Source organism: Micromonospora sp. NPDC049903 (assembly GCF_044460945.1).
Taxonomy (GTDB): domain Bacteria; phylum Actinomycetota; class Actinomycetes; order Mycobacteriales; family Micromonosporaceae; genus Micromonospora.
Genome location: NZ_JBITKL010000006.1, coordinates 119,440 through 143,247, shown reverse-complemented (window position 1 = coordinate 143,247; position 23,808 = coordinate 119,440). Strand labels below are relative to the sequence as shown.

20 protein-coding genes are annotated in these 23,808 nt (G+C 71.3%); 12 read left to right on the top strand and 8 right to left on the bottom strand.

All coding sequences use genetic code 11. The features are described from left to right. Positions 1 to 5: 5 nt before the first annotated feature. The gene (locus ACIBO1_RS13280; RefSeq protein ID WP_396745144.1) at positions 6 to 884 is read right to left on the bottom strand and encodes a glutamate ABC transporter substrate-binding protein; all 879 of its coding nucleotides are present in this window, start codon (positions 882 to 884) and stop codon (positions 6 to 8) included. Between the two features lie 64 nt (positions 885 to 948). Next, on the bottom strand, positions 949 to 1,716 hold the full coding sequence (locus ACIBO1_RS13275; protein ID WP_396745141.1) for an amino acid ABC transporter ATP-binding protein: 768 nt from the start codon (positions 1,714 to 1,716) through the stop codon (positions 949 to 951). Between the two features lie 170 nt (positions 1,717 to 1,886). On the opposite strand from ACIBO1_RS13275, the gene selD reads away from it, so the two are divergent. Together selD and ACIBO1_RS13265 are read left to right on the top strand one after the other, a co-directional pair. Then, positions 1,887 to 2,876, top strand: a complete 990-nt coding sequence (gene selD / locus ACIBO1_RS13270) for a selenide, water dikinase SelD (protein WP_396745138.1) — start codon at positions 1,887 to 1,889, stop codon at positions 2,874 to 2,876. Positions 2,877 to 3,141: 265 nt separating this feature from the next. After that, positions 3,142 to 3,621: a hypothetical protein gene (locus ACIBO1_RS13265; RefSeq protein WP_396745135.1), complete on the top strand. Its 480-nt coding sequence runs from the start codon at positions 3,142 to 3,144 to the stop codon at positions 3,619 to 3,621. Between the two features lie 163 nt (positions 3,622 to 3,784). Here the strand turns inward: ACIBO1_RS13265 and ACIBO1_RS13260 are convergent, their stop codons facing one another. Next, on the bottom strand, positions 3,785 to 4,003 hold the full coding sequence (locus tag ACIBO1_RS13260; protein ID WP_396745132.1) for a DUF2277 family protein: 219 nt from the start codon (positions 4,001 to 4,003) through the stop codon (positions 3,785 to 3,787). 51 nt (positions 4,004 to 4,054) lie between these two features. Between ACIBO1_RS13260 and miaB the strand changes: the two genes are divergently transcribed. Next, positions 4,055 to 5,560: a tRNA (N6-isopentenyl adenosine(37)-C2)-methylthiotransferase MiaB gene (gene miaB, locus ACIBO1_RS13255; protein WP_396745129.1), complete on the top strand. Its 1,506-nt coding sequence runs from the start codon at positions 4,055 to 4,057 to the stop codon at positions 5,558 to 5,560. Positions 5,561 to 5,606: 46 nt separating this feature from the next. On the opposite strand, the gene ACIBO1_RS13250 is transcribed toward miaB, so the two are convergent. Further along, positions 5,607 to 7,040 (bottom strand): RICIN domain-containing protein, encoded by a 1,434-nt coding sequence (locus ACIBO1_RS13250; RefSeq protein WP_396745126.1) that lies wholly within the window; start codon positions 7,038 to 7,040, stop codon positions 5,607 to 5,609. A gap of 418 nt (positions 7,041 to 7,458) precedes the next feature. Further along, positions 7,459 to 8,667: a DUF349 domain-containing protein gene (locus tag ACIBO1_RS13245; RefSeq protein ID WP_396745124.1), complete on the bottom strand. Its 1,209-nt coding sequence runs from the start codon at positions 8,665 to 8,667 to the stop codon at positions 7,459 to 7,461. A gap of 258 nt (positions 8,668 to 8,925) precedes the next feature. Between ACIBO1_RS13245 and ACIBO1_RS13240 the strand changes: the two genes are divergently transcribed. From ACIBO1_RS13240 to dapF, 3 genes are read left to right on the top strand one after another with little or no spacing between them, the layout of a single operon-like run. Further along, positions 8,926 to 9,693 carry a hypothetical protein gene (locus ACIBO1_RS13240; RefSeq protein WP_396745121.1) on the top strand — a complete coding sequence of 256 codons (768 nt, stop codon included), beginning with the start codon at positions 8,926 to 8,928 and terminating at the stop codon, positions 9,691 to 9,693. Next, positions 9,690 to 10,607 (top strand): tRNA (adenosine(37)-N6)-dimethylallyltransferase MiaA, encoded by a 918-nt coding sequence (gene miaA / locus ACIBO1_RS13235; RefSeq protein WP_396745118.1) that lies wholly within the window; start codon positions 9,690 to 9,692, stop codon positions 10,605 to 10,607. Before ACIBO1_RS13240 ends, miaA begins: the two co-directional genes overlap by 4 nt. Positions 10,608 to 10,615: 8 nt before the next feature. Next, the gene (gene dapF, locus ACIBO1_RS13230) at positions 10,616 to 11,449 is read left to right on the top strand and encodes a diaminopimelate epimerase (RefSeq protein ID WP_396745114.1); all 834 of its coding nucleotides are present in this window, start codon (positions 10,616 to 10,618) and stop codon (positions 11,447 to 11,449) included. A 181-nt stretch (positions 11,450 to 11,630) separates the two neighbouring features. On the opposite strand, the gene ACIBO1_RS13225 is transcribed toward dapF, so the two are convergent. Beyond that, positions 11,631 to 13,103 (bottom strand): NAD-dependent malic enzyme, encoded by a 1,473-nt coding sequence (locus ACIBO1_RS13225; RefSeq protein ID WP_396745111.1) that lies wholly within the window; start codon positions 13,101 to 13,103, stop codon positions 11,631 to 11,633. A gap of 174 nt (positions 13,104 to 13,277) precedes the next feature. Between ACIBO1_RS13225 and hflX the strand changes: the two genes are divergently transcribed. Together hflX and ACIBO1_RS13215 are read left to right on the top strand one after the other, a co-directional pair. Further along, entirely contained in the window at positions 13,278 to 14,726 is a 1,449-nt protein-coding gene (gene hflX / locus ACIBO1_RS13220) for a GTPase HflX (RefSeq protein WP_396745108.1), read from the top strand. A 52-nt stretch (positions 14,727 to 14,778) separates the two neighbouring features. Continuing rightward, positions 14,779 to 16,764: a hypothetical protein gene (locus ACIBO1_RS13215; RefSeq protein ID WP_396745105.1), complete on the top strand. Its 1,986-nt coding sequence runs from the start codon at positions 14,779 to 14,781 to the stop codon at positions 16,762 to 16,764. Positions 16,765 to 16,809: 45 nt separating this feature from the next. Here ACIBO1_RS13215 and lexA read toward each other — a convergent pair whose 3' ends face one another. Beyond that, the gene (gene lexA, locus ACIBO1_RS13210; protein WP_396745102.1) at positions 16,810 to 17,589 is read right to left on the bottom strand and encodes a transcriptional repressor LexA; all 780 of its coding nucleotides are present in this window, start codon (positions 17,587 to 17,589) and stop codon (positions 16,810 to 16,812) included. A gap of 567 nt (positions 17,590 to 18,156) precedes the next feature. On the opposite strand from lexA, the gene nrdR reads away from it, so the two are divergent. The 3 genes from nrdR to ACIBO1_RS13195 all read left to right on the top strand — a co-directional run bounded on the left by nrdR (position 18,157) and on the right by ACIBO1_RS13195 (position 22,136). Further along, positions 18,157 to 18,645: a transcriptional regulator NrdR gene (gene nrdR, locus ACIBO1_RS13205; protein ID WP_350693877.1), complete on the top strand. Its 489-nt coding sequence runs from the start codon at positions 18,157 to 18,159 to the stop codon at positions 18,643 to 18,645. A gap of 70 nt (positions 18,646 to 18,715) precedes the next feature. After that, the gene (locus ACIBO1_RS13200; protein ID WP_396745442.1) at positions 18,716 to 21,592 is read left to right on the top strand and encodes a vitamin B12-dependent ribonucleotide reductase; all 2,877 of its coding nucleotides are present in this window, start codon (positions 18,716 to 18,718) and stop codon (positions 21,590 to 21,592) included. A 304-nt stretch (positions 21,593 to 21,896) separates the two neighbouring features. Continuing rightward, positions 21,897 to 22,136: a DUF5522 domain-containing protein gene (locus tag ACIBO1_RS13195; RefSeq protein WP_396745099.1), complete on the top strand. Its 240-nt coding sequence runs from the start codon at positions 21,897 to 21,899 to the stop codon at positions 22,134 to 22,136. A 4-nt stretch (positions 22,137 to 22,140) separates the two neighbouring features. On the opposite strand, the gene ACIBO1_RS13190 is transcribed toward ACIBO1_RS13195, so the two are convergent. Further along, positions 22,141 to 22,830 carry a metal-dependent transcriptional regulator gene (locus tag ACIBO1_RS13190; protein ID WP_350693881.1) on the bottom strand — a complete coding sequence of 230 codons (690 nt, stop codon included), beginning with the start codon at positions 22,828 to 22,830 and terminating at the stop codon, positions 22,141 to 22,143. Between the two features lie 97 nt (positions 22,831 to 22,927). Here ACIBO1_RS13190 and ACIBO1_RS13185 point away from each other — a divergent pair, with 97 nt between their 5' ends. Beyond that, positions 22,928 to 23,782, top strand: coding sequence for a sulfurtransferase (locus ACIBO1_RS13185; RefSeq protein WP_396745095.1), 855 nt, complete (start codon positions 22,928 to 22,930; stop codon positions 23,780 to 23,782). Positions 23,783 to 23,808: the final 26 nt, after the last annotated feature.

The following is a 23,808-nucleotide window of genomic DNA, read 5'->3' as shown; positions in this document are numbered from 1 at the left end:
AGGGATCAGTAGCGGTTGACGGTCGGGATCTTCGGGTCGGCCGAGTCGACCTTGCCCGCGGTGTTCTTCCAGGCCTCCAGGTAACGGCCGTCGGTGAAGGACGCCTCGAGGGTGTCGTTCAGGAAGGTGCGGAAGTCGTTGTCGCCCTTCTTGAGGCCGATGCCGTACGGCTCCTCGGTGAAGGTCTCACCGGCGAGCTTGAACTGGCCCTCGTTCTGCGACATGTAGCCGGTCAGGATCACGTTGTCCGTGGTGATCGCGTCCACCTGGCCGCCCTTGAGGGCGTCGAGGCACTTGGTGTACACGTCGAAGACGACGAGCTGCTCGGCGACGTTGCTCAGGTACGGCTCGATGTTCTTGGCCGGGGTCGAACCCTGCACCGAGCAGACCTTCTTGGTGGTGGTCTTGAACGAGTCGGGGCCGGTGATCTCGCTCTCGTCGGCCCGGACCAGGATCGTCTGGCCGGCGATGTAGTACGGCCCGGCGAAGTCGATCCGCTCCTTGCGGGTGTCGTTGATCGTGTAGGTCGCGATCACCAGGTCGACCGCCGACTCCTCGATCCGCTGCTCGCGGACCGCGGACGGGGTCTCGACCCACTCGATCTTGCTCTCCGGGATGCCCAGCTCGGCGGCGATGACCTTGCCGATCTCGACGTCGAAGCCCTGCGGGTCGCCGTCGAGGCCCTTGAGGCCGAACAGCGGCTGGTCGAACTTGGTGCCGATCTTGATGGACTGGGCCTTGTTGAGGCGCTCCATCGTGCTGCCGGCGGCGAAGTCCTTGGTCTCGCCGGTGGCGGCCTCGTCGGCGTCGTCCCCGCCACAGGCGGTCATGCCGAGGGCGAGGGTGGCTGCCGCGGCAAACGCCGCTATGCGCTTAATACGCATTTTTCATCTCCTTCTTCGACAAAGCTCCGCCGCCGGGGGGACGACGTGCTCTTATTCGGTCGGACTAGTGAGTGAGGATCTTGGAGAGGAAGTCCTTGGCCCGGTCGGTCTTCGGGCTGGCGAAGAACTCGTTCGGGGTGGACTCCTCGACGAGCTTGCCGTCGGCCATGAAGATGACCCGGTTGGCGGCGTGCCGCGCGAAGCCCATCTCGTGGGTGACCACGACCATGGTCATGCCGTCCCGGGCCAGCGAGGTCATCACGTCCAGCACCTCGCCGACCATCTCCGGGTCGAGTGCGCTGGTGGGCTCGTCGAAGAGCATCGCCTTGGGCTGCATGGCCAGCGCGCGGGCGATCGCGACGCGCTGCTGCTGACCGCCGGAGAGCTGGGCCGGGTACTTGTCGGCCTGGTTCGCGATGCCCACCCGGTCGAGCAGGGCCAGACCCCGCTCGCGGGCCACCGCCGGCTTCTCCTTGCGCACCTTGACCGGGCCGAGGGTGACGTTCTCGAGGATCGTCTTGTGCGCGAAGAGATTGAAGGACTGGAACACCATCCCGACCTCGCTGCGCAGCTTCGCCAGGGCCTTGCCCTCGGCCGGCAGCGTCTGGCCGTCGAACGTGATGGTGCCGGAGTTGATCGGTTCAAGTCGGTTGATCGTGCGACACAGGGTCGACTTGCCGGAGCCGGACGGGCCGATCACCACGACCACCTCGCCGCGGTTCACCGACACCGAGACGTCGTCCAGTACATGCAACGGCCCGAACCACTTGTTGACCGAGTCCAGCACGATGAGCGGTTCGCCCGTCGTCACGTCGTCCACCGTCCCCCTCATTGCTTTGAGGGCCGGATGACCCTCGGTTAGCGGCCACTGTAGGCGGGGCGACATGTCGGTAGACAACTCAGTTGGTCACGGAGCGGTAACACCGACCCGGATCCTGACCTGAAGTCCGAAATTGCCGGTCAGCGGTGGTGCTCACGCCCAGTGACGGAGATCATGGGCTGATGACTGAACGGGTGCGGCTGACGCGGTACGCCCGAGGCGGCGGATGCGCATGCAAGATCCCACCGGGCGAGCTGGAGGCGATGGTGGCCGGGCTCGGCCCCGCCGCAGGCGCGGCCGACCTGCTGGTCGGGCTCGATCACGGCGACGACGCCGCGGTGGTCCGGCTGGACGAGCGGACCGGCGTGGTGACCACCGCCGACTTCTTCACCCCGGTGGTGGACGACGCGTACGACTGGGGTCGGATCGCCGCCACCAACGCGCTCTCCGACGTGTACGCGATGGGCGGCACCCCGTTGGTGGCGCTCAACCTGCTCTGCTGGCCCCGTGACGTACTGCCGCTCGAATTGGCCCGTGAGGTGCTGCGCGGCGGCCGGGACGTGGCCCAGGAGGCCGGCTGTCACCTGGCCGGCGGCCACAGCGTCGACGACGACGGCCCCAAGTACGGGCTGGCCGTCACCGGTCTGGTCCGGCCGGAGGAGCTGATCACCCTCGACGGCGGGCGGGCCGGGCTGCCGCTCTCGCTGACCAAGCCGCTCGGCGTCGGCGTGCTCAACACCCGGCACAAGAACACCGGGGAGAGCTTCCCCGAAGCGGTCGCCGCGATGACCACACTCAATCGGGACGCGGCCCGGGCGGCGGTGGCGGCCGGGGTGCGCTGCGGCACCGACGTGACCGGATTCGGTCTGCTCGGCCACGCGTCGAAACTGGCCCGGGCCAGCGAACTCACCGTCGTGATCGACACCGCCCGGGTGCCCTTTCTGGCCGGTGCCGCCGAGGCGGTGCGCGACGGGTACGTCAGCGGCGGCTCCCGCCGCAACCTCGAATGGGTGACCCCGTGGACCGACTTCGGCGCGGTCGGTGAGGCCGAGCGACTGCTGTTGGCCGACGCGCAGACCTCGGGCGGTCTGCTGGTGGCCGGCGAGGTGCCGGGCGCCCCGGTGATCGGCGAGCTGAGGCCGCGCAGCGAGCATCGGATCGTCCTACGCTGACGGCGGGCCGAGGCCCGGAGCCCTGCTCTGATCCGCGGCGAGCACCAGGTGCGCTGCGCCGGCCCGGCGAGCCGCTGCGTGGGAGCGCGGACCATACCCGATAAACTGTCACCTTCCCGCTACCCACAGCGATCCGGCGACGGGAAATTTTGCCCAGAATGGTCACAGACCGGTAACTTGCCCCCGGCTTGGGGCAAATGCCCCCCACCATCGTCAGTAAGGCCCGATCCGGAGGCCGGTGGAACGAGCACAGCGAGGAGGCGGCATGACCGAGCTGTGGAACTGGAGAATCGACCAGGTACGACCGGCAGAGGTCTACCCGGCACTGGCCGAGGCGCTCGGTCGGGTGGTCATGCCCCTGGCCGTGGCCGATCCGGCCCGGTTGCCAACGTACGCGGTGATCTGCGACGTGTGGCAGGCACCGGGGGAGTTCGCCACGATCGTGGACTGTTACGGCGTACCCGACGGGTTGCCCGAGTTGCCCAGCGTCGCGGCGCTGGCCCGGCTGCTCGACCGCAACTGCCTGCTGCGCGACGACACGCTCGACGAGACCCGGCACCTGCTGGTCGCTCCCGACGGCAGCATCCGGCCGGTGCACTTCGACGTGCGGGAGACCGACGACGGAGAGGTGCTCAGCGAGCGTCGTCTCTGCACCGAGGCCGACGCGCGCTGCCGGGGCTGGTCCCGGTGCCGGGGCTCGCGGTGGACCCCGGACTCGGTGAACCCCGCCCTCGCCGCCGCCTGAGGTGTAAGGAAGGGCCCCCTGTTAACGCCTCGTGCATAGCACGGGCCCCCTCTTAACGGCACGAGCCGTCAGCGCGAGGGTTGCCGTTAACAAGGGACCCTTCCTCTACCGCAGGCGTTAACAAGGTGCCCTTCCTTGCACTGCCAGCCAGCGATGTGCGGCGTCAGTTGGGGCGGGCGCCACGGACCACGAGTTCGTCGAGCAGCGTGCGGGTGGCGGCGGCGACCGCGGCCACCGCGGCGTCGAACGCGGCGGCGTTGTGCGCCGCCGGCGCCCGGAATCCGGAGATCTTCCGGACGTACTGCAACGCCGCGGCCTCCACGTCCGCGTCGGTGACCTGCGGGGTGTACGGCTCACGCAGAGTCTTGATGCTCCGGCACACGGCTCCTCCTCGTTCCGACCGTTCCACGGGTCCGGCTACGCTTTGCACGTCATGACTACCGCAGCGGCGGGCGGCCCGCGCACCTACCAGGTGCGAACCTACGGCTGCCAGATGAACGTGCACGACTCCGAGCGCATTTCCGGCCTGCTCGAACAGGCGGGCTACGTCCGTGCGGGCGGGGCCGACGACAACCCGGACGTGGTGGTGTTCAACACCTGCGCGGTCCGCGAGAACGCCGACAACCGACTGTACGGCAACCTGGGGCACCTGCGGCCGGTCAAGGACCGGCACCCGGGAATGCAGATCGCGGTCGGCGGCTGCCTGGCCCAGAAGGACCGCGGCGACATCGTCCGCAAGGCGCCCTGGGTCGACGTGGTCTTCGGCACCCACAACATCGGCTCGCTGCCGGTGCTGCTGGAACGGGCCCGGCACAACACGGCCGCCGAGGTGGAGATCCTCGAAGCCCTCGACGTGTTCCCGTCGACGCTGCCGACCCGCCGCGAGTCGACGTACGCCGGGTGGGTGTCGATCTCGGTGGGGTGCAACAACACCTGCACCTTCTGCATCGTGCCGTCGCTGCGGGGCCGGGAGAAGGACCGCCGCCCCGGCGACATCCTCAGCGAGGTACGCGCGCTCGTCGACGAGGGCGTGCTGGAGGTGACGCTGCTCGGGCAGAACGTCAACTCCTACGGCGTGGAGTTCGGCGACCGGTACGCCTTCGGCAAGCTGCTGCGCGCCTGTGGGGAGATCGACGGGCTGGAGCGGGTCCGGTTCACCAGCCCGCACCCGAAGGACTTCACCGACGACGTGATCGCCGCGATGGCCGAGACGCCGAACGTCTGCCACTCGCTGCACATGCCGTTGCAGTCCGGCTCCGACGAGGTGCTGCGCGCGATGCGCCGGTCGTACCGGTCGGAGAAATACCTCGGGATCATCGAGAAGGTCCGCGCCGCCATGCCGGACGCGGCGATCACCACGGACATCATCGTCGGGTTCCCCGGCGAGACCGAGGCGGACTTCGCACGCACGCTGGACGTGGTCCGCGAGGCCCGGTTCTCCTCCGCCTTCACGTTCCAGTACTCCAAGCGCCCCGGCACGCCCGCCGCGACCATGGACGGCCAACTGCCCAAGCAGGTCGTGCAGGAGCGGTACGAGCGGTTGATCGCCTGCGTCGAGGAGATCACCTGGGCGGAGAACCGCAAGCTGGTCGGCGAGACCGTCGAGGTGCTGGTCGCCGTCGGGGAGGGCCGCAAGGACGAGCGCACCGGCCGGATGTCCGGCCGGGCCCGTGACGGCCGGCTGGTGCACTTCGCGACCGGTTCGGTCGAGCCGGGTGCGATCCGGCCGGGCGACATCGTGCACACCGCGATCACCTACGCCGCCCCGCACCACCTCAACGCCGACGGGGAGCCGCTGTCGCACCGACGTACCCGGGCTGGTGACGCGGCCGAGGCGGGTCGCTCGCCGCGTACCCCCGGGGTGTTGCTCGGGCTGCCGTCGGTGGGCGCGCCGGCCGCGGTGCCCGCGTCGACGGGCGGCTGCGCCGTCGCACCCTGAGAGCCGGTCGGGGCCCGGCCTGCCGCGCCCCGACCGACCCGCGCGGTCAGACCGAGATCCGTCCGGCGCCCGCGCCGCCCGTCACGATCGACTTGACGTTGCTCGGCGTGTCCAGGGTGTACGCGTACGGGATGCCGGCCACGCTGCCGCCACTCTGTCCGCTGCCCGAGTTGACGAAGTGGTTGTTGCGGGCCACCAGTGAGCCGGGGCCGGAATCGCCCTCACCACGGTGGAACGGGTCGGGGGTGTTCTCGAAGTAGTTGCCCTCGACCAGTACACCGGCGTTCATCGTGGACGCCACGCCGTAGCCGCGCACGTTGCTGTAGAAGTTGTTGTAGACGTGCACCGGGTTGCCGAAGCGGACCCGGGGGTTGCGCTGGTTGCTGCCGTCGAACCAGTTGTGGTGGTACGACACCCGCAGCTTGCCGACGTCCTGGCCGGCGTTGTCGTCGCTGTGCCCGAGCAGCATGGTCTTGTCGTGGCTGAACACCCGGTTCCACGACACCGTGATGAAGTCGGAGCCGCGCTTGATGTCGACCGCGCCGTCGTAACCACTGCTGAAGGTGTTGTGGTCGACCCAGATGTTGGTGGCCGACTGCTCGATGTTGATCGCGTCGTCGCCCCAGTTGCGGAACGTCAGGTTCCGGATGATGACGTTGCGGTCACCGTTGATGGTGAAGCCGCACCCGGCGATCGTCGCGCCCGCGTTGCCGAGAATGGTCTTGTTGGACCGGACCCGCAGCATCCCCGAGCAGTTGATGGTGCCGGAGACCCGGATCACCGCCGCGCTGCTGGAGCCGAGCGCGCTGGTCAGCGCCGAGGCGGTGGTCACCGTGGTGGTGCCGGCGCTGCCGCCGCCGCTGGTGCCGCCGTTCTGGGTGGCCCAGCCGACCAGTCCGGTCTGCGGGCCGGGGTTCGGCGGGGGCGTGGTGCCGCCACCGAGCCGGACCAACTGCCAGCGCTGGTTGGCGCCGTCGATGTCGGCGTACTGCGAGACGATCCCACCGTCGGCGGTGGACCACTGCCACACTTCGAGGGCCTTGTTGCTGTGCCGGCTGATGAACCGGACGTCGCCGTTGGCGGAGTCGACGAGCCGGAAGTGCTGCTTGGTGTCACTGCTGGCGGTGACCTGGGTGACCTGCGCGCCGTCGTTCGAGTTGGGGATGCTCACGACCTTGCCGGAGTGCCGGTTGCGGAGCTGGTAGTAGCCGCTGCCCACGTCGACGAACTGGAACTGCTGGTTGTTGCCGTCGGCGCGGGTGAACTGCCGGATCTCGCCACCGTCGGCGGTGGACCAGTTCCACAGGTCCATCGCCTTGCCGCTGTTGCGGTTCACGAACACGTAGTACGCACTGGTGTCGACGGTCGCCGCCGTGGCCGGGGCGGCCGTCACCGCGACGAGCGCCGTGGGCAGCGCGACCGCCGTGGCGGCCAGCGCCGCGAGTCGCCGGGTCAGGCGACGCGTGACGAATGCAAGCACGGAGATTTCTCCTCATCCTCGGGTACGCGGAACGGGCCGGACGACGCGTGGTGTTCGCGGATCGACTGTCACTGCCCGGACGCGTCCGCGATGCGGCCCGCCACGTTCGGGTGCCGGTGGTGCGTCCCGTGGCGTCGGCCTCGATGCGTCATCCGGTCGGCAGGGGGTACGCCCCGGCGCCGGTGACTGCCCTGCCCAGTGGCAGCGGTGCCGGGGCGGTCGCGGAGTGCGGCCTGCCGTCGGACGAAGTGGGTCGGAGTGGCTCGGCGTGTCTGGCCCCGGAGGGCAAACGCTTTCCCCAGGTAACCATAGAATCAGCTCGATGTAAATGTCGTACGTTCACATCGCCCTGACCAGGAGGTTCGGCGACGAAAAACCCCGGCTCCCACACCGGGAACCGGGGTTGTCCGAGCTGCGCTCAGCCGGCCTGTTCGGCCAACTGGAGGAACTGCCGCTTGGAGGCGAGCGCCTGCTCGGCCTCCTTGATCCGTCGGGCGTCGCCGGCCGCCTGGGCGCGGGCCAGCCGCTCCTCGGCCTCGGCCACCTGGGACCGCATCTGGGCCAGCAGCGGGTTGTCCTCGCGGGTGGTCCGGCGCCAGGCCGAGTCCATCACCTCGCGGACCTTCTCGTCGATGGCCCGCAGCCGGCGCTCCAGCCCGGCCGCCGCCTCCCGGGGGACCCGGCCGGCCTCGTGCCACTGTGCCTGGATGTCCCGCAGCTTGGCCTGCGCGCCCTTCGGGTCGCCCTCGACGTCGAGCGCCTCGGCCTCGGCGAGCAGCGCCTGCTTGCGCTCCAGGTTGGCGCGCTGTTCGTTGTCACGCGCCGAGAAGACCTCACTGCGCCGGGTGAAGAAGGCGTCCTGCGCGGCCCGGAACCTCTCCCACAGCCGCTGCTCGGCCTCCTTGGAGGCGCGCGGCGCGGCCTTCCACTGGTTCATCAGCTCCTTGAGCTGGTTGGCCGTGGACGCCCAGTCGGTGGAGTCGGAGATCTTCTCGGCCTCGGCGACCAGCTCCTCCTTGACCGTCTGCGCCTGCTTGCGCTGCGAGTCCAGGGAGGCGAAGTGGGCGCCCCGGCGGCGGGTGAAACCGTCCCGGGCGGCGGCGAACCGCTTCCACAGCTCGCCGTCGGTCTTCTTGTCGACCCCCCGGATGGTCTTCCACTCGTCGAGGATCTCCTTGAGCCGGTCGCCGGCGGTCTTCCAACCGGTCGACTCGGCGGCCAGCTTCTCCGCCTCCTCGACCAGCGTGGTCTTGCGCGCCAGGGCCTCGGTGCGGGCGGCCTCCTTGGCGGCCCGCGCCTCACCGGCCTTCTCCTCGGCCACCGTGGCGAGCTTGTCGAGCCGCGCGGCGAGGGCGTCGATGTCGCCGACTACGTGCGCCTCGGCCAGCGACCCGCGGATACGCCGGATGGTGCTCAGCGAATGGTTGGCGTCCGCCGCGCCGGAGTTGAGCCGCGCCTCGGTCAGATCCACCTCGGTCACCAGGTCGGCGAAGCGGCGCGCGAAGTGCGCCAACCCCTCCTCCGGTGCTCCCGCCTGCCAGGATCCGACCACCCGCTCGCCCTCGGCGGTCTTGACATAGACGGTGCCGTCCGCGTCCACCCGTCCGAAGGCAGTCCAGTCGCTCATGTGCCCATCCTCGATCTCCCGGTGCCCAGGGAGCAGCCTCCCGGGCCCGCCACGGCGCAGTCAAAGTTCTCCGGGCATTGTCACAGGTCCGCCCCGGTCCGCGTCGAGCGCCTATCGCCGACCGTGACCATACGGTGTCCTAGCTCTCTGTCGTCACCGTCCGAACCGGCGTGCCGCTTTTCGCCGAACGGCGTACGGCCGAGGGCCCGCCGGCCGGTGCGCGGCGGTCCCGGCCGGCCCGCCCGATACGGTTGCCTGGTGCCACTGGTCGCCGCCGCCGTCTGCCCCCACCCACCGCTGCTGATCCCCGAGGTGGCCGGTGCCGCCGCGCCCGAACTGGACGATCTGCGCGCCGCCTGCGACGCCGCCGTCGCCCGGCTGCTCGACTCGGGCGCGCGCGACGTGCTGGTGGTCGGTGCCGGCGATCACACCGCCGACCTCGACCCCCCGTTCCGGGGCAGCCTCGCGCCCTGGGGCCTGCCGCTGGAGGTACGCCTCGGCGACCTCCCCGGTGACCGGCCCGGCACCGACCCCCTACCGCTCGGCCTGCTCGTCGGTGCCTGGCTGCTGAACCGTCACCCGTCACCCGCGACCGGTGACGCGCTGAACCGCCACCCGTCACCCGTGACCGGCGACGCGACGTGGCGCATGTCGACCGTGGCGGCCGACGCGCCGGTCGAGACGTGCGCCGACCTGGGTGCCCGCCTCGTGTCCGGCCGACCGTGGGCGCTGCTGGTGATGGGCGACGGGTCGGCCTGCCGGGGTGAGAAGGCGCCCGGTTATGCCGACCCGCGCGCCGAGGCGTACGACGAGACGGTCGCCCAGGCCCTCGCCGACGCGGACGCCGACGCGCTGCTCGGCCTGGACCCCGCCCTGTCCTCGCAGCTCAAGGCTGCCGGTCGGGCGCCCTGGCAGGTGCTCGCCGGTGCGGCGCGGGCGAGCGGCGGCGACTGGCGCGGCGCGCTTCGCCACCACAGCGCCCCCTACGGCGTGGCCTACCTCGTGGCCAACTGGGAGCGGGCATGAGTGCCCCGGGCCCGGTCGTCGCGGTGGTCGGGCCGACCGCGGCGGGCAAGTCGGCACTGAGCATCGCGCTGGCGCACGCGCTCGGCGGCGAGGTGGTCAACGCCGACTCGATGCAGCTCTACCGGGGTCTGGACATCGGCACCGCCAAGCTCACCGTCGCCGAACGCGAGGGCGTGCCGCACCACCTGCTGGACCTCTGGGAGGTGACCGAGCCGGCCAGCGTCGCGGAGTACCAGCGGCTGGCCCGCGCGGCGATCGACGACATCTCGGCCCGGGGCCGGGTGCCGCTGCTAGTCGGCGGCTCCGGGCTGTACGTGCGGGCGGTGCTGGAGCGGTTCGAGTTCCCCGGCACCGACCCGGCGCTGCGGGAACGCCTGGAGGGTGAGCTGGCCGCCGTCGGCCCGGCACCGCTGTACGCGCGGCTGCGCGCGGCCGACCCGGCGGCGGCGGCCGGCATCCTGCCCGGCAACGGCCGGCGGATCGTCCGGGCGCTGGAGGTGATCGAGCTGACCGGCCGACCCTTCACCGCCGCCCTGCCGGAACCGACGCCTTACTATCCGGCCGTCCAGCTCGGCGTCGACCTGGACACCGCCCTGCTGGACGAGCGCATCGCCCTGCGGGTGGACCGGATGTGGGCCGACGGCCTGGTCGCCGAGACCCGCGAACTGGTCGGTCACGGCCTGGCGCAGGGACGTACGGCCAGCCGGGCGCTCGGTTACCAACAGGTGCTGCGCTTCCTCGCCGGTGAGTTGACCGAGGCCGAGGCACGCGACGAGACGATCCGGGCCACCCGTCGCTTCGTCCGCCGCCAGCGGTCCTGGTTCCGCCGCGACCCCCGCGTACGCTGGCTCGACTCGGCCGATCCGGGACTGATCGAGGCCGCCCTCGGGACGGTCCGCGCCGCTGCGCCATGATGGAAGGCGTGGAGTTCACCAAGGGACACGGCACCGCCAACGACTTCGTGATCCTGCCCGACCCGGACGGCGCGCTCGACCTGACGCCCGAGCTGGTGGCGACGATCTGCGACCGGCGACGCGGCCTCGGCGGGGACGGCGTGCTGCGCGTGGTCCGCGCCGCCAAGCACCCCGACGGCGTCGCCCTGGCCGGCGAGGCCGAGTGGTTCATGGACTACTGGAACTCCGACGGGTCCTTCGCCGAGATGTGCGGCAACGGCACCCGGGTCTTCGTCCGGTACCTCCTGGAGACCGGGCTGGCCGCGCCGAGCGGCGGCGACCTGCCGGTGGCCACCCGCGCCGGCATCGTGCGGGCCCGGGTCGACGGCGACACCGTCGCCGTCCAGATGCGGCGTCCCCGGCTGTACGCGGCCTCGACGGCCGCCCTGGGCGGGCTGACCCTGCCCGGCACGGCGGTGGACGTCGGCAATCCGCACCTGGTCTGCCCGCTGCCCGCCGGCCTGGATCTCGCCGGCCTGGACCTGACCCGGGCGCCCCACGTCGACGAGGACCTCTTCCCGCACGGGGTGAACGTCGAGTTCACCGCCGCCGGTGACGCCGTCGACGGCGGTGACCCGTACGTGCTGATGCGCGTCTACGAGCGCGGCTCGGCCGAGACCCTCTCCTGCGGCACCGGTGCGTGCGCGGTCGCCGCCGTCGCCCTGCACGAGGCCGGCCGGGAGACCGGCACGGTCGCGGTCGACGTGCCCGGCGGCCGCCTCACGGTGACCGTCGACGAGGACTCCTGCTGGCTCTCCGGCCCCGCCGTCCTCGTGGCCACCGGCACCCTCACCCTCGCCTGACCACTCCCGGCACTCCGCCCACGCCGCTCACGCCTCACCCACTCACCGCGTCGATCATGGAGTTGTGGTTGACGTTGTGCCCTACTTGGTGGGCTTTGTCTGCGCCACAACTCCATGATCGGCGAACCAGGCGGCCTCCGCGGCGGCGTGCGATGCCGGGCGGCCGTGTCAGCGACGGGCCTCAGGGGGTGGCGGAGGCGCTGGCGGCGATCTCGGGGAGGTCGGCCGGGCCCGGGTCGGCGGCGGGCGGCGGGGTGACCGCGGGGTTCTGGGCGGCGGCGCGGACGGCGGCGGCCACCGCCGGGGCCACCCGGGAGTCGAAGACGCTGGGCACGATGACCGTGGGGTTGATCTTCTCCTCGCCGACCACGTCGGCGATGGCCCGAGCGGCGGCCAGCGCCATCTCCTCGGTGAACTCCTCGGCGTGCGCGTCGAGCATGCCGCGGAACACGCCCGGGAAGGCGAGCACGTTGTTGATCTGGTTCGGCTGGTCGGAGCGGCCGGTGGCGACCACGGCGGCGTGCTTGCGCGCCTCCCGGGGGTCGACCTCCGGGTCCGGGTTGGCCAGCGCGAAGACGATCGAGTCCTTGGCCATGGTGGCGACGTCGTCGCCGGTGAGCAGGTTCGGCGCGCTCACCCCGATGAAGACGTCCGCGCCGTTCAGCGCACCGGCCAGGTCGCCCGAGTAGCCGTCCCGGTTGGTGTTCTCGGCCAGCCACTGCCAGGCCGAGTTGAGACCGGTCTGGCCGCGGTGCAGGGCGCCCTGCCGGTCGCACGCGATGATGTCGCCGACGCCCTGGCGCAGCAGCAGCTTCATGATCGCGGTGCCCGCCGCGCCGGCTCCGGAGACCACCACCCGCACGTCGGCGAGCTGCTTGCCCACGACGCGCAGTGCGTTGGTCAACGCGGCGAGGACGCAGATCGCGGTGCCGTGCTGGTCGTCGTGGAAGACCGGGATGTCCAGCGCCTCGCGCAGCCGCGCCTCGATCTCGAAGCAGCGCGGCGCGGCGATGTCCTCCAGGTTGATCCCGCCGTACGCGGGCGCGATCGCCTTCACGATGGCGACGATCTCGTCGGTGTCCTGGGTGTCCAGCACCACCGGCCAGGCGTCCACCCCGCCGAACCGCTTGAACAGCGCCGCCTTGCCCTCCATCACCGGCAGGGAGGCGGCCGGGCCGAGGTTGCCCAGCCCGAGCACGGCCGAGCCGTCGCTGACCACGGCGACCGTGTTGCGCTTGATGGTCAGTCGTCGGGCGTCGGCCGGGTTCTCCGCGATCGCCTGGCAGACCCGCGCCACCCCCGGGGTGTACGCCCGGGACAGCTCGTCCCGGGTCCGCAGTGCCACCTTCGAGCTGACCTCGATCTTGCCGCCCAGGTGCAGCAGGAACGTCCGGTCGGAGACCTTGCGCACGTCCACGCCGTCCAGCGCGGTGAGCGCGTCCACGACCTGGTCGGCGTGCCCGGCGTCGGCGGTGTCGCAGGTGAGGTCGACGATCACGTGGGTGGGGTCGGAGTCGACCACGTCCAGCGCGGTGACGATGGCCCCGGCCTCGCCCACGGAGGTGGTCAACCGGCCGATCGAGGACGCATCGGCGGGTACGGCGATCCGGATCGTGATCGAGAATCCGGCACTGGGCAGTCGGGTGGTGGGCACGCGGATCCCCTCCGTCGGCGCTGAACGGCTCGCCCATTTCTACTCGCCCTGGTTGGGAGGCTGGCAGCCGCCCCCGCCTTTGCCCGTTCCCGCGGTGGGCATATAGCAGGTGCACCGCGCGTTGACACATGTCAGGATTGCTCGGTACATGCACAGAACGGACAGGAGAGACGCTTGCGCGACCAGGAGACCCACGTTCCATTTCCCGACGACGAGCTCGACGCCACCACCGGTGATTACGAGCTCTCCGAACGGCAGGCACTGCGACGGGTCCCCGGCCTCTCCACCGAGCTGACCGACGTCACCGAGGTCGAATACCGCCAGCTCCGGCTGGAGCGGGTGGTCCTGGTCGGCGTCTGGACCGAGGGCAGCCAGACCGACGCGGAGAACTCCCTGACCGAGCTGGCCGCGCTGGCCGAGACCGCTGGTTCGCAGGTGCTCGAAGGGCTGATCCAGCGGCGTACCCGGCCGGACCCGGCCACCTACATCGGGCGGGGCAAGGTCGACGACCTGGGCTCGGTGGTGCTCTCCGCCGGTGCCGACACGGTCATCTGCGACGGTGAGTTGTCCCCGTCCCAGCTCCGCAACCTGGAGCAGCGCACCAAGGTCAAGGTGGTCGACCGGACGGCGCTGATCCTCGACATCTTCGCCCAGCACGCCAAGAGCAAGGAGGGTCGGGCCCAGGTCGAGCTGGCCCAGCTCGAATACCTCCTGCCCCGCCTGCGCGGTTGGGGCGAGACGCTGTCCCGGCAGACCGGTGGTTCCGGCCGGGGCGGCGGTGCCGGTGGCGGCGTGGGTGTGCGTGGTCCCGGTGAGACCAAGCTGGAGACCGACCGGCGGCGCATCCGCCACCGCATCGCCCGGCTGCGCCGCGAGATCAAGGCCATGCGGACGGTACGCGAGACCAAGCGCGCCCGCCGTTCCCGTAACGCGGTGCCGGCGGTGGCCATCGCCGGCTACACCAACGCCGGCAAGTCGAGCCTGCTCAACCGGCTCACCGGTGCCGGCGTACTGGTCGAGGACGCGCTCTTCGCCACGCTCGACCCGACCACCCGCCGCGCCACCACCGCCGACGGGCGGGTCTACACGCTGTCGGACACGGTCGGATTCGTCCGGCACCTGCCGCACCAGATCGTCGAGGCGTTCCGCTCGACCCTGGAGGAGGTCGCCGAGGCCGACCTGGTGGTGCACGTGGTCGACGGTGCCCACCCCGATCCGCAGGAGCAGGTCCGGGCGGTCCGCGAGGTGCTCGGCGAGGTCGGTGCCGACCGGCTGCCCGAGCTGTTGGTGGTCAACAAGACCGACGCCGCCGACGAGGAGACCCTGCTGCACCTCAAGCGGCTCTGGCCGGAGGCGATCTTCGTCTCCGCGCACCGCGGTCGTGGGATCGACGAGCTACGGACGGCGATCGAGCAGCGGCTGCCACGCCCGGCGGTGGAGTTGCGGGTGGTGCTGCCGTACGAGCGGGGTGACCTGGTGGCCCGTCTGCACCGACAGGGCGAGGTACTCAGCACCGCGCACCTGGCCGAGGGCACCATGCTGCACGTACGCGTCAACGAGGCGCTCGCCGCCGAACTGTCCACGTACGTCGACGCGACGCAGGCGGTTCGTGCCGCGCGGTGACCGCCCAGCCGCGTCACCCGAAGGAAACGTGGGGCGTGCGACACTTCCTTTCATGCACCGCACTGTTTCCTCGGTCACGGTTGCGCTCGGCCTGTTCGGGGCCACCGTGGCGGTCACCGGCGTCACTCTCGCCGCGCCCGGGTCGTCGCCACCCGCGTACGCCGCATCGCCGGTGACCGATGTCGGCCCGCCGACCGTATCGACCGACGTGGGGCCGGTGCTCGCCGCTGGCGCCGTCGCTCCGGCGGCGGTGCCGATGGCCGCCGCGCCGCTCGCGGCGGCGCCCAAGAAGCAGTGTTCGGTCACCGACTCGCGGCTGCGGGAGATGTCCGGCCTGGTGGTCACCCGCAACGGGTACATCGTGATCAACGACAGCACCGACCAGGACAGCCGCAAGCGGGTCTTCTACCTCAACAAGGACTGCGACGTCACCCGCGAGGTCCGTTACTCGGGTGCGGGGCCGTTCGACACCGAGGACCTCGCCGTCTCGCCGGACGGCAACACGTTGTGGATCGCCGACACCGGTGACAACATCACCAGCCGGGAGCGCCGGAAGCGGGTCGCGGTCTGGAGCATGCCGATCAACGGCAGCAAGTCGCCGGTCCTGCATCGGCTGGCGTACCCGGACGGCAAGCCCCGCGACGCCGAGGCGCTGCTGATCGGCGACGACAACCTGCCGTTGATCATCACGAAGGTCACCTCCGGCAAGGCGGAGATCTTCACCGCCGACGGTGCGCTCAAGACCGGCGACACCGAGCCGGTGCCGATGAAGAAGCTCGGCGACATCGAGCTGCCCAAGACCGACACCGAGAACCCGCTGAGCACCTTCGGGCGGGTGGCGATCACCGGTGCGGCCCGGTCCCCGGACGGCACCCGGGTGGCGCTGCGTACGTACGCCGACGCCTTCGAGTACGACGTGCAGAACGGCGACATCGTCACCGCGCTGACCACCACCACGCCCCGGGTGACTCCGCTGGCCGACCCGTTCGGTGAGGCGATCGCGTACTCGACCGACGGCAAGACCTTCCTGACCGTCTCCGACGCAGGGCATCTCGACGACAACGAGCCGGTCGACATCCTCAGCTACACACCGTCCACCGAGGGCCCGAAGAACCTTGCCGACGACCCGGACGCGGTGAAGAACGCGGCCGGCCGGTCGTGGTTCGACGGGCTGACCCTGGACGACATCACCTACCTGATCGCCACCGTCGGTGTGCTCGGCGCGTTGCTGGTGGGTGCCGGCATATTCGGCATCCTGCGGGCCCGCAAGCGTCCGGTGCCGGCGGGCAAGAGCCGCGACGGCGACGATGACGACGACGACCCGAGCCGCAAGGACGACGGCTTCGGCCCGAAGGACCGGGGGCGGGGCGCGGTGTACGGCGGCGCCCAGTCCGGTCCCGTCTACGGCGGGCCGGCGAAGGGCGACCGGCCCGAGGGCGCCCGGTCGGGTGCGGTCTACGGCGGTGGCCGTCCGGCCGGTGCCAACGGCTCCCGCCCGGCTCAGGGCGGTGGCGTCTACGGCGGCGGAGGTGGCGGTGGCCGCTCCGGCGACCAGGGTGGCCGGTCGGGTGGTGAGGGCGGCCCGGTCTACGGCGGCGGCCGTCCCGGCGGCGGTGGCCGCCCGGCTCAGGGCGGCGGTGGCCGCCCCCCTCAGGGTGGCGGTGGCCGCTCCGGTGGTGGGGTCTACGGCGGTGGCGGCGGCGGTGGCCGGGCCGGCGGACCGCCCGGTGGCGGTGGCCGCAGCGGCGGCGCCCCGGGTGGCGGCGCCCCGGGCGGTGGCCGTGGCGGCGGGATGCCCGGTGGCGGCGGCCGGGGAGGTGGCGCGCCCGGTGGCGGTGGTGGCCGCGCGGGCGGGATGCCCGGTGGCGGGCGGGGTGGACAGCCCGGTGGAGGCCGTGCCGAACCGCCACGGCGGGGTGGACCCGGCAGTGAGCCGGACCATCGCGGCCGACGTTCCGGCCGCTACCGCGAGGACGGCGACGAGCCGTACGGCCAGATGCCGGGCGGCAACTACGGCTACCGAGGCGACCGGTACTGACGGCGGCCGGTGCTGACCTCGGGTCAGCACCGGCCGCGTAGTCGTTCAGATCCGGCGCAGCACCGCGACTACCCGGCCCATGATGGTGGCGTCGTCACCCGGGATGGGGTCGAAGGCCGGGTTCTGCGGCATCAGCCAGACGTGGCCGTCGCGCCGCCGGTAGGTCTTCACGGTCGCCTCGCCGTCCAGCATGGCGGCGACGATCTCGCCGGAGTCGGCGGTCGGCTGCTGCCGGACCACCACCCAGTCGCCGTCGCAGATCGCCGCGTCGAGCATCGAGTCGCCCTTGACCTGGAGCATGAAGACCTCGCCCTCGCCGACCAGCTCGCGAGGCAGCGGGAAGACCTCCTCCATCGACTGCTCGGCGAGAATCGGCCCACCGGCGGCGATCCGGCCGAGCATCGGCACGTACGCCGGGGTGGGGCGTTGCGAGCGGGTCAGCTCGTCGTCGACGCTGGGGGAGCGGACGTCGACCGCGCGGGGGCGGTTCGGGTCGCGCCGCAGGAAGCCTTTCTTCTCCAGCTCCTTGAGCTGGTAGGCGACGCTGGACGGGGAGACCAGCCCGACGGCCTCGCCGATCTCGCGCACGCTCGGCGGGTAGCCGTGCCGCTCCACCCAGGTACGGATGAAGTCGAGGATGCGTCGCTGACGGGCGGTCAGGTCGACGGTCGCCGGGTCGGGAAAGCCGCTGACCACCGGGGTCACCGGGCGTACGGCGGGCTGCCCGGAGCGGGCGCGGGTGACGCTGCGGCGACGGGCGGCCGGCGGACCCGCCTCGATGCTCTGCTGCGGGCTCTGCGGCCGGTTGGCCCGGTCCTCGGTCACGTCCGTCCTCCCTGGTCGGCGCTGGGGTGCCTCGGCGGCTCGTGGTGCGCACGGTGATCTGTCGGCCGGTGCGGCGACCATGGTCACCTCCGGCTGTTCATGACCGTATCGGTGGGATCGGTCATTTTCAAACATCTGTACGACCTATCTCCGCGTGTCGGGCCGGAAAAGCGCGACAGTCGTACGTCCGTTCTGATAAATGGTACGCGGAGTCGAACGCGTGTTCGACCCGGTACGGATGGTCGGTGATCCTGTCCGGCCGGACGGTAACTCCCACCGCCGGTCCGCGTTGGGTTCTCGGGTCGGTTGGAGAGGGGGGAGTGGGTGGGTTGTCAGGTGACGCGCCGGACACGCCGGTCAACTTGACCTCGGATCGCCAGCGGCATAGGTTCGACCCCTAGATGTAGTAGTCACATGGGCGTAAGTCGCCTACAGGTTGGGTTCGACTACCCACCGCACTTTCCGCACCGCCGAGCCGGCGGCCGTCCTGCGGGGCGGCTCCGCCGTCCCTGCGTGTGCCCGGAGGCGGATGGGGGCGTACCCGAAGTCGATCAAGGAGGTCGGGCGATGCGGTGTCCGTACTGCCGGCACGCCGACTCCCGGGTGGTCGACTCGCGGGAGGCGGACGACGGTCAGTTGATCCGTCGGCGGCGCTCCTGCCCGGAGTGCGGCAAACGGTTCACCACCGTCGAGGAGGCGGTGCTGGCGGTGGTCAAGCGCAGCGGGGTGACCGAGCCGTTCAGCCGGACGAAGATCATCGGCGGAGTGCGCAAGGCGTGTCAGGGGCGGCCGGTCGACGAGGACTCGATCGCGATCCTGGCGCAGCGGGTCGAGGAGACCATTCGCGCCAAGGGGGCCGCCGAGATCCCGAGCCACGATGTCGGGCTGGCCATCCTGGGTCCCCTGCGGGACCTGGACGAGGTCGCCTACCTGCGGTTCGCCAGCGTCTACCGGTCGTTCGACTCGCTCGCCGACTTCGAGCAGGAGATCGAGACGCTGCGGGCCGCCGCGCGCGCCCGGGAGGGCGCCGGGGCCGAGACGGCCCACGCGCAGTGAACGTCTGAGCAGCAGCAGTAGTGACAGTCGGATCGCGCGGGGTGCCCGCGTGAGCGAGGGGGCGGATGAGATGCCGGGGGACGGTGTGACAACAAGCAGGTCACGGAACAAGACGAACGCGGGCCTCAAGGTGGACCGGGTCTGGACCACCGAGGGCGTGCACCCGTACGACGAGGTCGCCTGGGAGCGCCGCGACGTCGTGATGACCAACTGGCGGGACGGCTCGATCAACTTCGAGCAGCGCGGGGTGGAGTACCCGGAGAGCTGGAGCGTCAACGCGGCCAACATCGTGACCACCAAGTACTTCCGGGGTGCGGTGGGCACCCCGGAGCGGGAGTGGTCGCTCAAGCAGTTGATCGACCGGGTGGTCACCACCTACCGCACCGCGGGTGAGGAGTACGGCTACTTCGCCTCCCCGGCCGACGCCGAGGTCTTCGCCCACGAGCTGACCTGGATGCTGCTGCACCAGGTGTTCAGCTTCAACTCGCCGGTCTGGTTCAACGTCGGTACGCCGTCGCCGCAGCAGGTCAGCGCCTGCTTCATCCTCGCCGTCGACGACTCGATGGACTCCATCCTGGACTGGTACAAGGAGGAGGGGCTGATCTTCAAGGGCGGCTCCGGCTCCGGGGTGAACCTCTCCCGGATCCGCTCCTCCCGGGAGCTGCTCTCCTCCGGCGGCACCGCCTCCGGTCCGGTCAGCTTCATGCGCGGCGCGGACGCGAGCGCCGGCACCATCAAGTCCGGTGGCGCCACCCGGCGGGCGGCCAAGATGGTCATCCTCGACGTCGACCACCCGGACATCGAGGAGTTCGTGGTCACCAAGGCGCGCGAGGAGGACAAGATCCGCGCGCTGCGCGACGCCGGGTTCGACATGGACCTGGGCGGCGCCGACATCGTCAGCGTGCAGTACCAGAACGCCAACAACTCGGTCCGGGTCTCCGACGAGTTCATGGCGGCGGTCGAGCAGGGCGGCGGCTTCGACCTGCGCGGCCGGCTCGACGGCGCGGTGATCGAGACCATCGACGCGCAGAAGCTGTTCCGCACCATCTCCCAGGCCGCCTGGGAGTGCGCCGACCCCGGCCTGCAGTACGACGACACCATCAACGACTGGCACACCTGCCCGGAGACCGGCCGGATCACCGCGTCGAACCCGTGCTCGGAGTACCTGCACCTGGACAACTCCTCGTGCAACCTGGCCTCGTTGAACCTGATGAAGTTCCTCCGCGCCGACGGTGGCTTCGAGGTGGAGAAGTTCGTCCGCAGCGTCGAGATGGTCATCACCGCGATGGACATCTCGATCTGCTTCGCCGACTTCCCGACCGAGAAGATCGGGGAGACCACCCGGGCCTACCGGCAGCTCGGCATCGGGTACGCCAACCTCGGTGCCCTGCTGATGGCCTCCGGCCTGCCGTACGACTCGGACCAGGGTCGTTCGCTGTCCGCCGCGATCACCTCGCTGATGACCGGCACGGCGTACCGTCGCTCGGCCGAGCTGGCCGGCATCGTCGGCGCGTACGACGGGTACGCCCGCAACGCCGAGCCGCACAAGCGGGTCATGCGCAAGCACGCCGCCGCCAACGACCAGATCAAGCCGGCCGGCACGGTGGCCACCGCGGTGGTGCGCGAGGCCACCAAGCAGTGGACCCAGGGCAACAAGATCGGCGACAAGAATGGCTGGCGGAACTCGCAGGCCAGCGTGCTCGCCCCGACCGGCACCATCGGCCTGATGATGGACTGCGACACCACCGGTGTCGAGCCGGACCTGGCGCTGGTCAAGTTCAAGAAGCTGGTCGGCGGCGGCTCGATGCAGATCGTCAACCAGACCGTGCCGCGCGCCCTGCGCAGCCTCGGATACCCCGAGGAGCAGGTGGAGGCGATCGTCGAGCACATCTCCGACCAGGGGCACGTGGTGGACGCCCCCGGCCTCAAGCCGGAGCACTACCCGGTCTTCGACTGCGCCATGGGCGAGCGGTCCATCGCCCCGATGGGCCACGTGCGGATGATGGCGGCGGTCCAGCCGTTCATCTCCGGCGCCATCTCCAAGACGGTCAACATGCCGGAGCAGGCGACCGTCGCCGACGTCGAGAAGATCTACTTCGAGGGCTGGAAGCTCGGCCTCAAGGCGCTGGCGATCTACCGGGACAACTGCAAGGTCGGTCAGCCGCTGTCGGTGGCGAAGAAGAAGACCGCCGCGCCGGAGGCGACCGTCACCGCGGTCGAGCCGGTGGTGGAGAAGGTCGTCGAGTACCGCCCGGTGCGCAAGCGGCTGCCGAAGAAGCGTCCGTCGGAGACCATCTCCTTCTCGGTCGGTGGCGCCGAGGGCTACCTCACCGCCTCGTCCTACCCGGACGACGGCCTCGGCGAGGTCTTCCTCAAGATGTCGAAGCAGGGCTCCACCCTGGCCGGGGTGATGGACGCCTTCTCGGTGGCCATCTCCATCGGCCTGCAGTACGGCGTCCCGTTGGAGACGTACGTCAGCAAGTTCACCAACATGCGCTTCGAGCCGGCCGGCATGACCGACGACCCGGACGTGCGGATGGCCGCCTCGGTGATGGACTACATCTTCCGTCGCCTGGCACTGGACTTCCTGCCCTACGAGCGCCGCGCCGAGATCGGCATCTTCACCGCCAAGGAGCGGGCCGCCCAGCTCGCCGCCGAGGCGGAGGCGGAGGCCAACGGCACGGACCTCACCGCGATGGCCGCCTCCGCACCGGTGGAGACCCCCACCGAGCCGAGGGTCGGCCCGGTCGCCCAGCCGGCCCAGGAACTCGCCGACGCCGCCGCGATCAAGCCGGCACCGTCGGTCGGTTCCAGCACCGAGCTGCTGGAGGCCGTGATCGGCAAGGCCGCCGACGCACCGCTCTGCTTCACCTGCGGTACGAAGATGCGCCCCGCCGGTAGCTGCTACGTCTGCGAGGGCTGCGGCTCCACCAGCGGCTGCAGCTGACGACGAGCACCGAGGAGCCCCGGACGCACACGGCGTCCGGGGCTCCTCGCGTCCCCCGCCCGCTCGACCCGCCCCGCCGCACCTCGGCCCACCCCCGACCACCCCACCCCCACCCCCACCCCCACCCCGTCGATCATGGAGTCGTGGCGGTGACGAAGCAGGGCAATCAGGTGCTTTCCGAGTGCCACAAGTCCATGATCGCCGAGCTCACGGCGGGTCGGGCAGCGGCCTGAGACGCGGCGGGTGGGCCGAGGTGCGGCGGGCGGGGCCGGGTGGAGGGCGGTGGCTGCCTAGACTGCGCGGGATGAGTGGAGAGCGAAAGCCCCTGGCGGCGCGGTCTCTGGGCGAGCCGCACCCGTCCCGGCTGTCGCCCGGGCACCCCGGCCGTGCGCGAATCATCGCCGCGCACGACGCGGCCCTGGCCGCCGGGGACGCCGGCTACCTCGACCCGGACACCGGGCTGTTCGTACTCAGTGCCGGCTTCCTGGCCCGCCGGGGAACCTGCTGCGGCCGGGGTTGCCGGCACTGCCCGTACGTGAAGTGAACGGTCAGGCGGCGGCGACGAAGACCCGGGAGGCGACCTCGCGGGGCAACCGGACGCTCTCGCCGGAACGGTCGATCGACACGCCGTCGCGTTCCTGCGCCACGGTGACCGTGGCCCCCGGGTCGACCCCGGCGGCGTGCAGTTGGCGGAGCACCTCGGCGTCGGTCTGCACGCTCTCGCAGATCCGCCGGACGATCACCTTGCCGCTCAGGCCGGGGAAGGCGAGGTTGCGCTCGCTCTCGGCGGTCTCCGGCTCGGTCTGCGTGGGCGGACCCAGTTCGTCCAGGCCCGGGATGGGGTTGCCGTACGGCGACCGGGTCGGCCGGTTGAGCAGGTCGTAGACCCGCTTCTCGACCGCGTCGCTCATCACGTGCTCCCAGCGGCAGGCCTCCTCGTGGGCCTCCTCGTAGGGCATCCCGATCACGTTGACCAGCAGCAACTCGGCGAGCCGGTGCTTGCGCATCACCGAGACGGCGGTGGCGCGGCCGAGGTCGGTGAGGGTGAGGTGCCGGTCGCCCTCCACGGTCAGCAGGCCGTCGCGTTCCATCCGGGCGACGGTCTGGCTCACGGTGGGGCCGCTCTGGCGCAACCGTTCAGCGATCCGGGCGCGTAGCGGCGGCACTCCCTCCTCTTCGAGTTCGAGGATGGTGCGCAGGTACATTTCGGTCGTATCGACCAAGTCGTGAGACTTCATGGTGTCAGCGGCCCTCCGGCATCGATGGTACCCTGCCGCACCCCGATCGATGGTCACCGAACCGCCGCCGTCGTCACTGATGGTGTTGACTGGGTGCATGTCCGGTACAGACGATCTTCTGGTCGAGGCGCGGTCGCTCGCCGCCGAACTCGACGGGCCCGAGCCGCCCACCCTGCTCGACGTGCGGTGGCGTCTGGCCGGCCCACCCGGCCGGGACGACTACGCGGCCGGGCACGTCCCGGGCGCGGTCTTCGTCGACCTGGACACCGCGCTCTGCGGCCCGCCCGGTCCGGCCGGCCGGCACCCCCTGCCCGACCCCGAAGCCCTGCAGGCGGCGCTGCGGGCCGCCGGGGTCCGCGACGGTCACCCGGTGGTGGTGTACGACGGCGGTGACGGCATGGCCGCCGCCCGTGCCTGGTGGACGCTGCGCTGGGCCGGACACCGACCGGTACGCCTGCTGTCCGGTGGCTACCCGGCCTGGCTGGCCGCCGGCCTGCCCACCAGCGACGAGGTGTCGACGCCCGAGCCCGGCGACGTGACCGTCCGTCCGGGAGCGCTGCCGGTGCTCGACGCCTCGGCCGCCGCACGGCTGGCCGCCGGTGACGGGGTGCTGCTCGACGTACGGGCCGCGCCGCGCTACCGGGGCGAGCAGGAGCCGATCGACCCGGTCGCCGGGCACGTCCCCGGCGCGGTGAACGTGCCCGCCCCCGAGTACGTCACCGAGGGCCGCTTCCCCGCCGTCGAGGTGCTGCGGGACCGCTTCGCGGCGGCCGGGGTGACCACCGGGGCGCCGGTCGGCGCGTACTGCGGCTCCGGGGTGACCGCCGCGCAGGCCGTGCTCGCGTTGCACCTGGCCGGTCGTCCGGACGCCGCCCTCTACGTCGGATCGTGGAGCGAGTGGGTGGCCGACCCGGACCGGCCGGTGGCCACCGGCCCGGGCAAGGACGCCTGACCAGGCCCACTGTGCGGTCGCGTGCG

Coding starts and splice junctions, on each gene's coding strand:
- ACIBO1_RS13215 (WP_396745105.1), top strand. CDS start 14,779: ATGCACCGCACTGTTTCCTCGGTCACGGTTGCGCTCGGCCTGTTCGGG.
- ACIBO1_RS13265 (WP_396745135.1), top strand. CDS start 3,142: ATGACCGAGCTGTGGAACTGGAGAATCGACCAGGTACGACCGGCAGAG.
- ACIBO1_RS13275 (WP_396745141.1), bottom strand. CDS start 1,716: ATGAGGGGGACGGTGGACGACGTGACGACGGGCGAACCGCTCATCGTG.
- ACIBO1_RS13195 (WP_396745099.1), top strand. CDS start 21,897: ATGAGTGGAGAGCGAAAGCCCCTGGCGGCGCGGTCTCTGGGCGAGCCG.
- ACIBO1_RS13200 (WP_396745442.1), top strand. CDS start 18,716: ATGCCGGGGGACGGTGTGACAACAAGCAGGTCACGGAACAAGACGAAC.
- ACIBO1_RS13185 (WP_396745095.1), top strand. CDS start 22,928: ATGTCCGGTACAGACGATCTTCTGGTCGAGGCGCGGTCGCTCGCCGCC.
- nrdR (WP_350693877.1), top strand. CDS start 18,157: ATGCGGTGTCCGTACTGCCGGCACGCCGACTCCCGGGTGGTCGACTCG.
- miaA (WP_396745118.1), top strand. CDS start 9,690: ATGAGTGCCCCGGGCCCGGTCGTCGCGGTGGTCGGGCCGACCGCGGCG.
- selD (WP_396745138.1), top strand. CDS start 1,887: ATGACTGAACGGGTGCGGCTGACGCGGTACGCCCGAGGCGGCGGATGC.
- ACIBO1_RS13190 (WP_350693881.1), bottom strand. CDS start 22,830: ATGAAGTCTCACGACTTGGTCGATACGACCGAAATGTACCTGCGCACC.
- ACIBO1_RS13280 (WP_396745144.1), bottom strand. CDS start 884: ATGCGTATTAAGCGCATAGCGGCGTTTGCCGCGGCAGCCACCCTCGCC.
- ACIBO1_RS13245 (WP_396745124.1), bottom strand. CDS start 8,667: ATGAGCGACTGGACTGCCTTCGGACGGGTGGACGCGGACGGCACCGTC.
- miaB (WP_396745129.1), top strand. CDS start 4,055: ATGACTACCGCAGCGGCGGGCGGCCCGCGCACCTACCAGGTGCGAACC.